Source organism: Streptomyces sp. NPDC088354, assembly GCF_044753585.1.
GTDB lineage: Bacteria > Actinomycetota > Actinomycetes > Streptomycetales > Streptomycetaceae > Actinacidiphila.
In genome coordinates this window covers 12,984-27,452 of sequence record NZ_JBIVNJ010000029.1, presented here as the reverse complement: position 1 = coordinate 27,452, position 14,469 = coordinate 12,984, and the positions used below count along the sequence as shown (strand labels likewise).

The following is a 14,469-nucleotide window of genomic DNA, read 5'->3' as shown; positions in this document are numbered from 1 at the left end:
CTTCGGCGCGGCCCTGTCACAGGGTCGCTCCGGAGATCGATTCGAGGCCTCGGCCGGGAGCGCTTCGGCGGGGGGACGGCGGCCGGGCTCGTAGTCTGTCCCGCGTACGGCATGCGCCGTTCCCAGCTCGCTCGCGAAGAGAAGTGATCCACCCCCCGTGCGCCTGAACGATCTCGACGAACGCATCGTCCACGCCCTCGCCGAGGACGCCCGCCGCTCGTACGCCGACATCGGCACGGTGGTCGGCCTCTCCGCCCCGGCCGTCAAGCGCCGGGTCGACCGCCTGCTGGCGGAGGGCGCCATCACGGGCTTCACGGTCCGGGTCGAGCCCTCGGCGCTGGGCTGGGAGACCGAGGCCTTCGTCGAGCTCTACTGCCGCCACAACACCTCGCCGGAGGACATCCGGCGCGGCCTGTCGAAGTACCCGGAGGTGGCCTCCGCCTCGACCGTCACGGGGGAGGCGGACGCCGTCGTCCAGATCTACGCCTCCGACGTGCGCCACTTCGAACGCGTCCTGGAGCGGATCGCGGGTGAGCCCTTCGTGGAGCGCACCAAATCGGTCCTGGTGCTCTCGCCGCTCCTGCGGCGCTACACCTCGGGCTCGCCGGCCTAGTCGGCGCCCACGCAACGAATCACCGGAAAGACCGCTCCGCGCGCAACGAATCGACGGTTGGTGCGCAATGGACGCGTCTTGTCGCCGCCGTGGCCGGAATCGTACCGTCGAGACAGACCCGAACCGGCTTCCCACCAGGCGAAAGAGGCTCCATGGCGCCGCTGCGCACCGCGCTGTACCAAGGCCCGAGCGGCGTCCCCTCGTCCGTCGACGACAGCGTGGCCGCGCTCGACGCGGCCGTGCGCAGGGCCGCCGCGGCGGGGGCCCGGCTGCTGGTCACCTCCGAGATGTTCGCGACCGGCTACGCCCTCGGCGAGGCGGTCCCGGCCCTCGCCGAGGCCTCCGACGGCCCCACGGCCGGACGCATCGCGCGCATCGCCGCCGCGTACGGCCTCGGCATCGTCTACGGATACCCCGAGCGCGACGGCGACGACGTCTTCAACGCCGCCCAGCTGATCGGCCCGGACGGCGAACGCCTCGCCAACTACCGCAAGGCCCATCTCTTCGGCGACTTCGAGCGCGCCCGGTTCACCCCCGGCGACGAGGCCGTCGTCCAGGCCGAGCTCGACGGCACCCGGATCGGCATCCTGATCTGCTACGACGTCGAGTTCCCGGAGATGGTGCGGGCGCACGCCCTGGCCGGCACCGAACTGCTGGCCGTGCCGACCGCGCTCATGCGGCCGTACGAGTTCGTCCCCCAGACCCTCGTGCCGGCCCGCGCCTACGAGAGCCAGCTGCACGTGGCCTACGCCAACCGCTGCGGGCCCGAGGGCGAGTTCGACTTCGCCGGGCTCAGCTGCCTCGCCGGCCCCGACGGCGCGGTCCGCGCCCGGGCCGGCACCACGGAGGAACTGGTCGTCGCCGACGCCGACCCCGCCGTCCTGCGCGCCGTCCGCGAGGAGACGCCCTACCTCGCCGACCGCCGCCCCGAGCTCTACCGCTCGCTGGGCTGAACCCCACCCCTCGCGCCCCCGCCCCCGTTCCACTGCCAGGAGAGCCACCCCATGACGTCCACGGTGCCCACCGCGGTCCACGACGAGCAGCACCCCGAGGTGCCGTCGGCCCCGCCCATCACCATGTTCGGCCCGGACTTCCCCTTCGCGTACGACGACTTCCTGGCCGACCCGGCGGGCCTCGGCTCCATACCGGCGACCGCCCACGGCACCGAGGTCGCGGTCATCGGCGGCGGCCTGTCCGGCATCGTCGCCGCGTACGAACTGATGAAGATGGGCCTCAAGCCCGTCGTCTACGAGGCCGACCGAATCGGCGGCCGGCTGCGCACCGTCGGCTTCGAGGGCTGCGACGAGAGCCTGACCGCGGAGATGGGCGCGATGCGCTTCCCGCCGTCGTCCACGGCGCTGCAGCACTACATCGACCTGGTGGGGCTGGAGACCAGGCCCTTCCCCAACCCGCTCGCCCCCGAGACCCCGTCGACCGTCGTCGACCTCAAGGGCGAGTCGCACTACGCCGAGAGCGTCGAGGACCTGCCGCAGGTCTACCGGGACGTCGCGCACGCCTGGAACACCTGCCTGGAGGAGGGCGCGGACTTCAGCGACATGAACCGCGCCATGCGCGAGCGCGACGTCCCCCGCATCCGCGAGATCTGGTCGAAGCTGGTCGAGAAGCTCGACAACCAGACCTTCTACGGCTTCCTGTGCGACTCCGAGGCCTTCACGTCCTTCCGCCACCGCGAGATCTTCGGTCAGGTCGGCTTCGGCACCGGCGGCTGGGACACCGACTTCCCCAACTCCATCCTGGAGATCCTGCGCGTCGTCTACACCGAGGCCGACGACCACCACCGCGGCATCGTCGGCGGCAGCCAGCAGCTCCCGGTGCGCCTGTGGGAGCGCGAGCCCGAGAAGATCGTGCACTGGCCCTACGGCACCTCGCTGAAGTCGCTGCACGGCGGCACCCCGCGGCCGGCCGTCACCCGCCTGCACCGCACCGCCGGCAACCGCATCACGGTCACCGACGCCGACGGCGCCATCCGCACCTACCAGGCGGCGATCTTCACCGCGCAGAGCTGGATGCTGCTCAGCAAGATCGACTGCGACGACTCGCTCTTCCCGATCGACCACTGGACGGCGATCGAGCGCACGCACTACATGGAGTCCAGCAAGCTGTTCGTCCCCGTGGACCGGCCGTTCTGGCTCGACAAGGACGAGGAGACCGGCCGTGACGTGATGAGCATGACGCTCACGGACCGTATGACCCGCGGCACCTACCTGCTGGACAACGGCCCGGACCGGCCGGCCGTGATCTGCCTGTCGTACACCTGGTGCGACGACAGCCTCAAGTGGCTGCCGCTGAGCGCGTCCGAGCGCATGGAGGTCATGCTCAAGTCGCTCCGCGAGATCTACCCGAAGGTCGACATCCGCCGGCACGTCATCGGCAACCCGGTGACCGTCTCCTGGGAGAACGAGCCCTACTTCATGGGCGCGTTCAAGGCCAACCTGCCCGGCCACTACCGCTACCAGCGGCGCCTGTTCACGCACTTCATGCAGGACACGCTGCCCGAGGACAAGCGCGGCATCTTCCTCGCCGGCGACGACATCTCCTGGACGGCGGGCTGGGCCGAGGGCGCCGTGCAGACCGCGCTCAACGCCGTGTGGGGCGTCATGCACCAGTTCGGCGGCGCCACCGACGAGACCAACCCGGGCCCCGGCGACCGCTACGACGAGATCGCGCCGGTCGTGCTCGACGAGGACTGAGCACAGCCCGCCCTCAGCGGTCCAACGGAGTCAGCAGGAAGCGCCCGACGAGCCCGACGCCCGCGTCGAGCTTCTCGGTGAACTCCTCGTACACCTCCGGCAGACCGCGCAGCGACCACAGCACGCGGGACGCGGCCCACGCCGCGTCCCGCGCGCGGTCCAGGCTCCACGAACCGGCCAGATGCGTCAGCGGATCGGCGAGGTCCAGCAGGTCGGGGCCCGGCATCAGCTCCTCGCGGACCCGCTCCTCGACCGCCGTCAGCAGATCCCCGACCCGGTCGAAGTCACCCTCCAGCGAGGCGGGTTCGCGTCCCAGCGCCGCGCAGGTGTCCACCACCGACAGCGCGAGATCGTGCCCCACGTGGGCGTTGATGCCCGCGAGCGCGAACTGCACCGGGCGCACGCCCGGATGCCCGCGCAGCAGCAGCAGCGGCCGCCAGCAGGCCGGCACGGTGCGGCCGTCCGGGCCGCCCTCGACCGCGGTCAGGTAGCGGCCGGCGAAGCGGGCGGCCAGCTCGGCGGCGGCCGGGGGATCGCCGAACGCGCCGGCGGCCAGCCGGCGGGACAGTTCCTCGGTGACCGACAGATAGACGCGGTTGAACACCGCGACGCCGTCGCGGGGCGGCAGCCCCGCGCCCACCGCCCGCATCCGCGCCACCACCTGCTCCACGGGTGCGGGTGCGGCCCGCTGTGCTGTCGTCATGCGGTCAGCGTTGCAGTGCGGGGTGGTGGGGGCGTGGCACGGCGCGGGTCCGGTCCCCGGAACGGGTGCGTTTTTTCCCCGCCCGCCCTCCCTCCCCCAACCTTCGGCCGGGGGTGCCCCCAGCCCTGTGAAGTCAGGTCACCCCGGCGCGCGTTTCGTGGGGGCCGGGTGCGGTGCCTCCGGGGCTGCACGTCCTGGGCTGGGATATTTACGCGCGTTTCCAGCACCTGCTCATCCCGTCCCTGCCCGGATGGTGCGCACAAATATCCCGCAGCGTCCAGAACATCCACCCTCCCCAGCCTCCGGCCGGGGGTGCCCCCACCTCCCCCGCCCATGCGCCTGATCCCCGGTGGGGGTGTGGGGGCGGTCCGGGTCACCCCGGTTGCCTGAATCCCCCCGGTGTGTGGGCAGTGCCGGCTGCGCCCTTGGACGGCGCCGCGCCAACGGTGGCCCGAGCACGGTGCCGCTTCTACCCCCCACCGGGGATCAGGCGCATGACGAAACGGAGGGGGCGGGGTCGTAGGGGTGGGCGTTCTGGACTGTGGAGCATATGTGGGTGCATGACCCGGGGTGATCAACGGCAGGTACCGGAGGCACCTAAATGTGCTGTCCAGAATGCCCAGCCCCGGAGGCCCCGCACCCGGCACCCCACGAAACGCGCGCCGGGGCGCCCAGACTTCCTGGGGCACACGGGAGGGCGGGCGGGGGAAAAGAACCTACGGGACGGACCAGTCCGCCCGGAGGAGGGCGTACTCGACCTCGCCGTGCTCGGCCCCCGGCAACGGCTCCCCCCACTGCTCGTGAAAGACCCGCACGAACGAGAGCCCCGCGTTCTCCATGACGCGCCGCGACCGCGCGTTGACGAACATGGTCTCCGCGTACACGCGCCCCGCCCCCAGGTCCGTGAAGGCCTTCGCGACCAGCGCGCGAGCGCCCTCCGTGGCGTAGCCGCGGCCCCACGCGGTGCGCCGCAACCGGTAACCGAGTTCGAGGTCGTCCGCGGGGCCGCCGTCGCGCGGGGTGAGGGCGAACCAGCCGACGAAGTGCCCGGTGGGGCGCTCCTCGGCGGCCCAGACCTGGGAGCGCGCGAAGCGCGGCAGCACCTCGTGCCGGATGACGTCGGCGGGGGTCGGGCGCCCGAGGTAGCGCATGACCTCGGGGTCGCTGTCGAGGCCGATGAGGTGGTCGGCGTCCGCGTCGCTGTCGGTGAAGTGCCGCAGGCGCAGCCGCTCCGTCTCCAGGAAGATCCGCATGCGGGGCAGGCTAGACGTGCGGCGCGGCCGCCGCGACGGGATTGTCGGTGCGTTCGGCCGCCGACGTGCCGGCGGCCCGCAGGACGCCCGCGCCGAGGGTGAGCCCGACGGCCAGCAGGGTGACCAGGCCGAACGAGGCCTGGAGGGAGCTGGCCTGCGCGATGGAGCCGATGGCGGCGGGGGCGACGAGCCCGGAGGTGTACGTGACGGTGGCGACGCCCGCGATGGCCTGGCTCGGGTTGGGCCCGCTGCGCCCGGCCGCGGCGAAGCACAGCGGCACGACGACGGCGATGCCGACGCCGAGGAGGGCGAAGCCGGCGATGGCCGCGATCTGGTTGGCCGCGGTGGCCACCAGGACACCGCCCGCGGTGGCGAGGACGCCGCCGACGCGTACCGTGCGGACCGGCCCGAAGCGGCGTACGACGAGGTCGCCGAGGAGCCGGGAGACGGCCATGGTGCAGGCGAAGGCGGTGTAGGAGGCGGCGGCGACGCCGGGCGAGGCGCCGGTGATGTCGCGCAGGTAGACCGCGCTCCAGTCCATGCTGGCGCCCTCCGCGAAGACCGCGCAGAAGCCGATCGCGCCGATGACCAGGGCGGAGCGCGGAGGCAGCGCGAAGCGGGCGGGGGCCTCGTCGTGCTGGGCGGGCCGCAGGTCCAGGACGCCGCCGCAGACCAGCAGCCCGACTGCGACGAGTACGGCGGCGGCGGTCGCGAGGTGGACGCGCGCGTCGATCTCCGCGTGGGCCGCGACGACGCCGACGAGGGAGCCGAGCAGCGCGCCGGCGCTCCACATGCCGTGCAGGCCGGACATGATCGACCGGCCGAGGCGTTCCTCGACCTCGACCCCCTGGGCGTTCATGACCACGTCCGCCATGCCCGCGGAGGCCCCGTAGACGAACATCGCCCCGCACAGCCAGGGCAGGCCGGGGGACAGGGCCGGCAGCGCGAGGGAGGCGCACCACAGGGTGACCAGGACGCGCAGCGCCGCGCGCATGCCGAGGACGTGCGCGATGCGCGCCGCCAGCGGCATGGCCGCGGACGCGCCGAGGGCGGCGAAGACGAGGGCGAAGCCGAGCTGTCCCGCGCTGAGGTCCGCGTGCTCCTGGATCCAGGGGATCCGGGTGGCGAAGCTGCCGGTGACCGCTCCGTGCACGGCGAAGATGGCGGCGACGGCCAGGTGGGCACGTCGCAGCCGCGGCTCGGTCTTCCTCGTCGTGGTCGTCGCCATGGGTGATCCCTCCCAGTGTCCCGCCCCAAGGTGCAGCCCCTGTAAATTAACAGGCAGGCTTCCTGAAAGATAGCCGGAATGCAGCCACTCCCGGCCACCGAGCCGGGGCTTCTGGAAGGATCCCCGTCATGAGTGCCCTCCGCCCGCCCGTGGGCCGTACCGCGTCCCCCCGCACGGCCCGCGCGATCAACGACCGGCTGGCGCTCGAACTGCTGCAGGCGCAGGGCCCGTTGACCGCGTCCCAGTTGAAGGAGCTGACGGGGCTGTCCCGCCCGAGCGTCGCCGACCTCGTCGAACGGCTGCAGGAGGCGGGCCTGGTGGCGGTGGTGGGGGAGACCGGCGCCGACCGCCGCGGCCCCAACGCGCGGTTGTACGGCATCGTGGCCGACCGGGCCCACCTGGCCGCGTTCGACGTGCGTACGCACAGCGTCGCCATCGAGGTCGCCGACCTGCTGGGCGTCACGATCGGCAGCACCGTGCTGCCCGTCGACCCGCTGGGCGACCCCAAGCGGACGGTCTCCCGTTCGGTCGCCCTGCTGGAGCGCACCGCGCGCCGCGCGGGCGCGGCGGCGCTGCACACGATCGCGGTCGGCGCCCCGGGCCTGGTCGACCCGGCCACCGGCGAGCTGCGCGCCACCGGTCAGCTGCCGGCCTGGCACTCCGCCCTGGTGGCCGAGTTGCGCAAGCGGCTCGATGTGCCGGTGCTGCTGGAGAACGAGGTCAATCTCGCCGCCGTCGCCGAGCAGCGCCTCGGCTCGGTCCGCGACCGGGAGACGTTCGTGCTGCTGTGGCTCGGCCACGGCGTCGGCGCCGCGGTGGTGCTGGGCGGTGTGCTGCGCCGCGGCGCCTCGGGCGGTACCGGCGAGATCGGCTTCCTGCCGGTTCCGGGGACGTTCGAGCTGCCCACGGCGAGCGGGTGCGGGGGCGGGTTCCACTCGCTCGCGGGGAGCGCGGCCGTGTGCGCGCTGGCCCGTGCGCACGGGCTGCCGGTCCCGGGGGACGAGGACGACGCCCTGGCGGCGGAGGCGGTGGTCACGCGGGCGCGGGCGGGCGGCAAGCGGGGCGAGCTGTTCCTCGACGCGCTGGCGGACCGGGTGGCGATAGGGGCGGCGGCGGTGTGCGCGGTGCTCGACCCGGGCTGCGTCGTGCTGGGCGGGGAGGTCGGCCGGGCCGGCGCGGGGGACCTGTCCGTACGGGTCGCCGAGCGGCTCGCGCGGATGTCCCCGCTGCCGACGGAGGTGCGGGCGGGGACGGTCGCGGGCAGTGCCGTGCTCCGCGGCGCCCTGCTGTCGGCGATGGACGCCGCGCAGGACGCGCTGTTCACGCCGGACGTCTGAGGTCCGGCCCGACGGCGGGGGAGGCGTTCTACCGCCGCCGGGCGTTTGTGGGGGGATGTGTCAGCGGTTGGGGCGGAGTTGGCGTGCGGGGAAAGCACCGCCCTGGTGCCCGGCGGTGGCGGCGCGGGTGCGTGGGGGCACGTCGGACCTCCGGAAGAGCCTGCCGGGCAAGGGCGTTGGCGGCAGACTAAGAGGACTAGACCAGTGGCGTCAATGGGTGCGGAGCACTCGCCTGTGAGAGACCCCACAGGAAACCTATTGCATACGCATCGATCGTTCGTGGCAGACTGAGTGCAGTACCAGTGACGTTCAGCGCACTCCGGGGTCGGTGAAACTCCGAACCGGCGGTTACAGTCCGCGACCCGTCCGCATCCAGCGGCCGGTTGACCAGGTGAGATTCCTGGACCGACGGTTAAAGTCCGGATGGGAGGCAGTGCGCGGCGGGCAGGAACCGGTACGCCGCCGTCGGCGGCAGCGCGAGTGCGTATCCCCGGATACGACGATACGGACTGGCGCGGCCACCCCTCCGACTCCGGCGTCTCCCGGATCCGTACGTCCGCTCTGATTCCCGCGCAGCCCCGGAGTCCGTGCCCGAAGAGGCAGGAGGACCCGGTGGCCACACCAGGTGAAGTCGACGCGATGCGCCGGGCCGTGGAGCTCGCCGCCCGCGGTCTGGGCTCCACCAGCCCCAACCCCGTCGTCGGCGCCGTGATCCTCGACGCCCGCGGACAGGTGGTGGGAGAAGGCTGGCACCAGCGGGCCGGAGGCCCGCACGCGGAGGTCCACGCGCTCCGCGCGGCCGGGGACGCCGCCCGCGGAGGCACCGCCGTCGTCACCCTGGAACCGTGCAACCACACCGGCCGTACCGGCCCCTGCGCCCAGGCGCTGATCGCCGCCGGGGTCTCCCGCGTCGTCTACGCCGTCGGCGACCCCACCCCCGCGGCCACCGGGGGAGGCGTCACCCTGACCGCCGCCGGGATCGACGTGGAGAGCGGCCTGCTGGCCGCCGAGGCCGCCCGGGGCAACGAGGTGTGGCTCACCGCCGCCCGTGAACGGCGCCCCTTCGTGGTCTGGAAGTACGCGAGCACCCTCGACGGCCGGATCGCCGCCGCCGACGGCACCAGCCGCTGGATCACCTCCGCGGCCTCCCGTGCCGACGTCCACCGGCTGCGCGCCGAGGCCGACGCCGTCGTCGTCGGTTCCGGCACCCTGCGCGCCGACGACCCCCATCTGGCCGTACGCGGCGTCGCGGGCTCCTTCACGCAGCCGCTGCGCGTCGTGGTCGACACCAACGCCAAGATCCGGCCCGGCGCCCGCGTCCTGGACGACGCCGCGCCCACCCTGATCGCCGTCGCCGAGGACGCCGACACCGACCACCTGCCCGGCGTCGACGTCGTGCGGCTCCCGCGCACCGGCAACGGCATCGCCGTGCACGCGCTGCTCGGCGAGCTGTACGGCCGCGGCGTCCGTTCGGTACTCCTCGAGGGCGGCCCCACGATGGCCGGCGCCTTCCTCGCCGCGGGGGCGATCGACAAGGTCGTCGGCTACCTCGCCCCCGTCCTGCTCGGCGCCGGAGCGGCCGCTCTCGGCGACGCGGGAATCACGACCATCTCGCAGGCGTTGCGGCTCGACGTCGCCGAGACCGAACACATCGGCCCCGACCTGCGTATTACCGCATACCCGAGCCGAATTGAGGAGAACTGAGTGTTCACCGGAATCGTCGAAGAGCTGGGCGACGTCGTCGCCATCGAGGACCTGGGCGACGCCTCCCGTTTCCGTCTGCGCGGCCCGCTCGTCACCGAGGGCGCCAAGCACGGTGACTCCATCGCGGTCAACGGCGTGTGCCTCACCGTCGTCGAGACCGGCGAGGGGGAGTTCACCGCCGACGTCATGGCCGAGACCCTCAAGCGGTCCAGCCTCGGCGCACTGCGCGGAGGCAGCAAGGTCAACCTGGAGCGTCCCATGGCCCTCGGCGGCCGCCTCGGCGGTCACCTCGTCCAGGGCCACGTGGACGGCACCGGCGCGATCGTGGAGCGCGTCCCCGCCGAGCACTGGGAGATCGTCCGGATCTCGCTGCCCGCGGAGCTGTCCCGCTACGTGGTCGAGAAGGGCTCCATCACGGTCGACGGCATCAGCCTCACGGTGGTCGAGGCCGGCAGCGACTCCTTCACGGTCAGCCTCATCCCCACCACCCTCGGTCTCACCACGCTGGGCTTCAAGCAGTCCGGCGACCCGGTGAACCTCGAGGTCGACGTCATCGCCAAGTACGTCGAGCGGCTCTACGGAGACCGGGTCACGGCACCGAGGGCGGCGGGGCAATGAGCGCCCTGGACACCCTGAACGGGTCCGCGTTCTCCGCGTTCGGCCAGCAGTTCCTGTGGACCGACGTGGTGGGCAACGGCCTGGGCCTGGCGGGACTCGCGTTCGGCTGGCGCCGCTCGGTGTGGGCCTGGCCCGTCCAACTGCTGTCCGGGGTCGTCCTGGTGGCGGCCAACTGGTCCGCCCACCTCACCGGTGGCGTCGGCAAGCAGCTCCTGGTGATCGGTGTCGCCGTGTGGGGCTGGGCGCAGTGGCGGCGCGGCGCCCGGGCGTCCGGCGGGATCGCGATCCGCTTCGCCACGTGGCGGGAGCGCGGCCTGCTCGCCGGCGGAACCGTCGTCGGACTGCTCGCGGTCGTGGGGCTGTTCACCCTCTACCCCTCGCTGTCCTGGAACCCCTGGCCCGACGCCTACATCTTCGTCGGCACCGTCGCCGCGATGGTCGCCATGGCCCGCGGCTGGGTGGAGTTCTGGTGCGCCTGGCTCGCCGTCGACGTCGTCGGCGTCCCGCTGGCCTGGAACAGCGGCCTGAAGTTCTCCGCCTTCGTCTACGTCCTCTACTTCGTCCTGGTGATCGCCGGCATGCACGCCTGGTGGCAGCAGACCCGCGTCCCGCGCCCCAAGGCGCCTGCCCTGGAAGGAGCGGCAGCAGCATGAGCACCGCACTGCACGGCCTGTACGAGGTGAAGGACGAGCCGATCGTCCTGGACACCGTCGAGCGCGCCATCGCCGACATCGCGGCGGGCCGCCCGGTCGTCGTCGTCGACGACGAGGACCGCGAGAACGAGGGCGACCTCGTCATCGCGGCCGAGAAGGCCACGCCCGAGATCGTCGCCTTCATGATGTCCGAGTGCCGCGGTCTGATCTGCGTGCCGATGGAGGAGTCCGACCTGGACCGGCTGGAGCTGCCGCAGATGGTGGCCTCCAACACCGAGTCCATGAAGACCGCTTTCACCGTCTCCGTCGACGCGAGCGCCGCACACGGCGTCACCACCGGCATCTCGGCCGCCGACCGGGCGACCACCATCCGGCTGCTCGCCACGGGGGGCACCGTGCCCGGGGACTTCGTCCGGCCCGGCCATGTCTTCCCGCTGCGCGCCCGCGCCGGCGGTGTGCTCACCCGCAACGGCCACACCGAGGCCGGTGTCGACCTGGCCCGGCTGGCCGGTCTGCGCCCCGCCGCGGCGATCGTGGAGATCGCCAACGAGGACGGCACCATGGCCCGTCTTCCCGACCTGATGACGTTCGCCCGCAAGCACGGTCTTGCCATCATCTCGATCGAGGATCTCATCGACCACCGACGCTCCGCCGAGCCCACCGTCCGCCGCGAGGCGGAGACCCGCCTGCCCACCGCCCACGGTGACTTCCGGGCCTACGGCTACCGTGACACCGCCGACGGGATCGAGCACATCGCGCTCGTGGCGGGCGAGATCGGCGACGGGGAGGACGTGCTGGCCCGTGTCCACTCCGAGTGCCTGACCGGCGACGTGTTCGGCTCCCAGCGGTGCGACTGCGGCCCGCAGCTCCAGGCCTCACTCGAACGAGTGGCGACCGAGGGCCGCGGCGTCGTGGTCTACCTCCGCGGGCACGAAGGCCGCGGCATCGGGCTGCTGTCCAAGCTGCGCGCGTACGAACTCCAGGAGCGCGGCCGCGACACCCTCGACGCCAACCTGGAGCTCGGCCTGCCCGCCGACGCCCGCGACTACGGCGCCGCCGCCGCGATGCTCGTCGACCTCGGCGTGGTCTCCGTGCGCCTGATGACCAACAACCCCGACAAGACCGACGCACTGACGCGCCATGGCCTGAAGGTCACCGAACGGGTGGCCATGCCGATCGCGGCCGGCGAGCACAACCTGCGCTACCTGCGCACCAAGCGGGACCGGATGGGCCACGACCTGCCGTGGCTCGACCCGGCCCCGAGCGCCGGCTACCACAACCAGTAGTCCGGTCCCGTAGAGCGACACCCGGCACAGCACCACCGAACCACCGAACCACCGAACCACCGACGAACAAGGAGAACAAGCACGTGAGCGGTAAGGGCGCCCCCGAACTGTCCGTGAAGAACTGCGGCGACCTGCGTGTGGCCGTGATCGCGGCCCAGTGGCACGAGCAGGTGATGGACGGGCTGGTCGACGGCGCCGTGCGCGCGCTGAGCGACCTGGGCATCGACGAGCCCACCCTGCTGCGAGTGCCCGGCAGTTTCGAACTGCCGGTCGCCGCGAAGGCGATGGCCGACCGCGGCTACGACGCGATCGTCGCGCTCGGCGTCGTGATCCGCGGCGGCACTCCGCACTTCGAGTACGTCTGCCAAGGCGTCACCCAGGGGCTGACGCAGGTCTCGGTCGACACCGGAGTGCCCATCGGCTTCGGCGTACTGACGTGCGACACCGAGGACCAGGCGCTGGACCGGGCGGGCCTGCCCGGTTCCAACGAGGACAAGGGGCACGAGGCGGTCACCGCCGCGGTCGCCACCGCGACCATCCTGCGTTCGGTGTCCGAGCCGTGGCGGTGAGGTAGGGGCTCTTCCGCGTAGGGTGGGACCACCATGGCCAAGAAGACATTCGAGGAGCTCTTCACCGAGCTCCAGCAGAAGGCCGCCATCGGCGACCCCAGCACGTCCCGCACCGCCGAACTGGTCGGCAAGGGCGTGCATGCGATCGGCAAGAAGGTGGTGGAGGAAGCCGCCGAGGTGTGGATGGCCGCCGAGTACGAGGGCGCCGACCGCACCGCGGAGGAGATCTCCCAGCTGCTGTACCACCTGCAGGTGATGATGGTCGCCCGGGGCATCGGCCTCGACGACGTATACGCTCATCTGTGAGCAGCGCCACCCTGCGCACGCCCCGTTGCTGTTCCTGACAGCCCGACAGCCCGACACCCGACGTCCCCTCCCGCCGTACGACCGAGCCGCAAAGGATCGCTCCCATGCTTCGCATCGCCGTTCCCAACAAGGGTTCACTGTCCGGACCTGCGTCGGCGATGCTGCATGAGGCCGGCTACCGGCAGCGCAAGGACACCAAGGAACTCGTCCTCGTCGACGGCGAGAACGACGTCGAGTTCTTCTACCTGCGCCCGCGCGACATCGCCGTGTACGTCGGCTCCGGCCGCCTCGACATCGGCATCACCGGCCGTGACCTGCTGCTGGACTCCGCCGCAGGCGCCGAGGAGATCCTGCAGCTCGGCTTCGCCCGTTCCACCTTCCGCTACGCCACCGTGCCGGGCACGGTGACGGACGTGAAGGAGTTCGGGGGCCTGACGATCGCCACCTCCTACCCGACGGTCGTCCAGCGGCACCTGGCCGACCACTCGGTCGACGCCTCCGTCGTCCGGCTGGACGGCGCCGTCGAGACCGCCATCCAGCTCGGTGTCGCGCAGGTCATCGCCGACGTGGTGGAGACCGGCACCTCGCTGCGGAACGCGGGCCTGGAGGTCATCGGCGAGCCGATCCTCGACTCCGAGGCCGTCGTCATCCGCCGCACCGGGGAGACCGACGAGACCGCCGAACCGAAGGTGCGGCAGTTCCTGCGCCGCCTCCAGGGCGTCCTGGTGGCCCGCCGCTACGTGATGATGGACTACGACATCCGGGTCGAGCACGTCGAGCGGGCCATCGCCCTGACGCCCGGCCTGGAGTCGCCCACCGTCTCCCCGCTGCACCACGAGGGCTGGGTCGCCGTGCGCGCCATGGTCCCCAGCAAGGACGCCCAGCGGATCATGGACGAGCTCTACGACCTGGGTGCCCGGGCGATCCTCACCACCGGCATCCACGCCTGCCGCCTGTGATCCCCGCCCATCCGACCCCGCCCGCCGCTCCCGCCGTGCCCGCGGACCTCCACGAGCTGCCCGTCACCTTCCGGCCCACGCGTACCCGCGCGGTGCTGCTGACCCTCGGTGTCGGGCTGCTCGCGGCCTTCGTCGCGATCGCCGTCATGCTGCCCGCCGACGGGGCCCGCCCCTGGCACACCACGGACCGCCTCTGGATGGTCCTCACCGGAGTGCTCATCGCCGCGGTCCTCGTGCTGCTCAGCCGGCCCAAGGTCGTCGCCGACCGGGACGGCGTCACCGTGGTCAATCTCACCACCCGGCGCCGCCTGGAATGGGCGCAGGTGATCCGGGTGAACCTGCGCCCCGGCGATCCCTGGGTCTTCCTCGACCTGGCGGACGGAACAAGCCTGGCCGCCATGGGCATTCAGCCCGGTATCGGCCGCGCCCGCGCACTGCGCGACGCGCGGGGACTGCGTGCGCTCGCCGAGGTCCACGGCTCGGGCAGGATCGCGGGACGGTAGACCTGCCGCCGCGCCCCGTTTCTTCA

15 protein-coding genes and 1 riboswitch are annotated in these 14,469 nt (G+C 72.5%); of the genes, 12 read left to right on the top strand and 3 right to left on the bottom strand.

Annotated features, from left to right (window positions below; genetic code table 11):
* Positions 1 to 157: 157 nt before the first annotated feature.
* The 3 genes from ACIP98_RS30880 (at position 158) to ACIP98_RS30870 (ending at position 3,324) form a co-directional block, all read left to right on the top strand.
* Complete coding sequence (locus ACIP98_RS30880) at positions 158 to 613, top strand: Lrp/AsnC family transcriptional regulator (RefSeq protein WP_319664301.1); 456 nt, start codon at positions 158 to 160, stop codon at positions 611 to 613.
* Between the two features lie 152 nt (positions 614 to 765).
* Positions 766 to 1,566 (top strand): carbon-nitrogen hydrolase family protein, encoded by an 801-nt coding sequence (locus tag ACIP98_RS30875; protein ID WP_401979041.1) that lies wholly within the window; start codon positions 766 to 768, stop codon positions 1,564 to 1,566.
* Between the two features lie 51 nt (positions 1,567 to 1,617).
* The gene (locus ACIP98_RS30870; protein WP_319664299.1) at positions 1,618 to 3,324 is read left to right on the top strand and encodes an FAD-dependent oxidoreductase; all 1,707 of its coding nucleotides are present in this window, start codon (positions 1,618 to 1,620) and stop codon (positions 3,322 to 3,324) included.
* Between the two features lie 13 nt (positions 3,325 to 3,337).
* On the opposite strand, the gene ACIP98_RS30865 is transcribed toward ACIP98_RS30870, so the two are convergent.
* The 3 genes from ACIP98_RS30865 to ACIP98_RS30855 all read right to left on the bottom strand — a co-directional run bounded on the left by ACIP98_RS30865 (position 3,338) and on the right by ACIP98_RS30855 (position 6,508).
* On the bottom strand, positions 3,338 to 4,027 hold the full coding sequence (locus tag ACIP98_RS30865) for a DUF5995 family protein (protein WP_319664297.1): 690 nt from the start codon (positions 4,025 to 4,027) through the stop codon (positions 3,338 to 3,340).
* A 716-nt stretch (positions 4,028 to 4,743) separates the two neighbouring features.
* The gene (locus tag ACIP98_RS30860) at positions 4,744 to 5,280 is read right to left on the bottom strand and encodes a GNAT family N-acetyltransferase (RefSeq protein WP_319664296.1); all 537 of its coding nucleotides are present in this window, start codon (positions 5,278 to 5,280) and stop codon (positions 4,744 to 4,746) included.
* 10 nt (positions 5,281 to 5,290) lie between these two features.
* Entirely contained in the window at positions 5,291 to 6,508 is a 1,218-nt protein-coding gene (locus ACIP98_RS30855; RefSeq protein ID WP_319664295.1) for an MFS transporter, read from the bottom strand.
* Positions 6,509 to 6,636: 128 nt separating this feature from the next.
* Here ACIP98_RS30855 and ACIP98_RS30850 point away from each other — a divergent pair, with 128 nt between their 5' ends.
* The 9 genes from ACIP98_RS30850 (at position 6,637) to ACIP98_RS30810 (ending at position 14,443) form a co-directional block, all read left to right on the top strand.
* Positions 6,637 to 7,845, top strand: a complete 1,209-nt coding sequence (locus ACIP98_RS30850) for an ROK family transcriptional regulator (RefSeq protein WP_319664294.1) — start codon at positions 6,637 to 6,639, stop codon at positions 7,843 to 7,845.
* A 310-nt stretch (positions 7,846 to 8,155) separates the two neighbouring features.
* Positions 8,156 to 8,286: riboswitch (FMN riboswitch) on the top strand.
* 171 nt (positions 8,287 to 8,457) lie between these two features.
* Positions 8,458 to 9,549, top strand: a complete 1,092-nt coding sequence (ribD, locus tag ACIP98_RS30845; protein ID WP_319664293.1) for a bifunctional diaminohydroxyphosphoribosylaminopyrimidine deaminase/5-amino-6-(5-phosphoribosylamino)uracil reductase RibD — start codon at positions 8,458 to 8,460, stop codon at positions 9,547 to 9,549.
* Positions 9,550 to 10,167, top strand: coding sequence for a riboflavin synthase (locus ACIP98_RS30840; RefSeq protein WP_319664292.1), 618 nt, complete (start codon positions 9,550 to 9,552; stop codon positions 10,165 to 10,167).
* Positions 10,164 to 10,820: a nicotinamide riboside transporter PnuC gene (locus ACIP98_RS30835; RefSeq protein ID WP_401979039.1), complete on the top strand. Its 657-nt coding sequence runs from the start codon at positions 10,164 to 10,166 to the stop codon at positions 10,818 to 10,820. Before ACIP98_RS30840 ends, ACIP98_RS30835 begins: the two co-directional genes overlap by 4 nt.
* A complete protein-coding gene (locus ACIP98_RS30830) occupies positions 10,817 to 12,106 on the top strand; it encodes a bifunctional 3,4-dihydroxy-2-butanone-4-phosphate synthase/GTP cyclohydrolase II (protein WP_319664290.1) in 1,290 nt (429 codons plus the stop codon). Before ACIP98_RS30835 ends, ACIP98_RS30830 begins: the two co-directional genes overlap by 4 nt.
* 83 nt (positions 12,107 to 12,189) lie before the next feature.
* A complete protein-coding gene (gene ribH, locus ACIP98_RS30825) occupies positions 12,190 to 12,675 on the top strand; it encodes a 6,7-dimethyl-8-ribityllumazine synthase (RefSeq protein WP_319664289.1) in 486 nt (161 codons plus the stop codon).
* 33 nt (positions 12,676 to 12,708) lie between these two features.
* The gene (locus ACIP98_RS30820; RefSeq protein WP_401979037.1) at positions 12,709 to 12,981 is read left to right on the top strand and encodes a phosphoribosyl-ATP diphosphatase; all 273 of its coding nucleotides are present in this window, start codon (positions 12,709 to 12,711) and stop codon (positions 12,979 to 12,981) included.
* A gap of 104 nt (positions 12,982 to 13,085) precedes the next feature.
* Positions 13,086 to 13,940 (top strand): ATP phosphoribosyltransferase, encoded by an 855-nt coding sequence (hisG, locus tag ACIP98_RS30815; protein ID WP_319664287.1) that lies wholly within the window; start codon positions 13,086 to 13,088, stop codon positions 13,938 to 13,940.
* Between the two features lie 35 nt (positions 13,941 to 13,975).
* Positions 13,976 to 14,443 carry a PH domain-containing protein gene (locus ACIP98_RS30810; protein ID WP_401979035.1) on the top strand — a complete coding sequence of 156 codons (468 nt, stop codon included), beginning with the start codon at positions 13,976 to 13,978 and terminating at the stop codon, positions 14,441 to 14,443.
* Positions 14,444 to 14,469 lie beyond the last annotated feature (26 nt).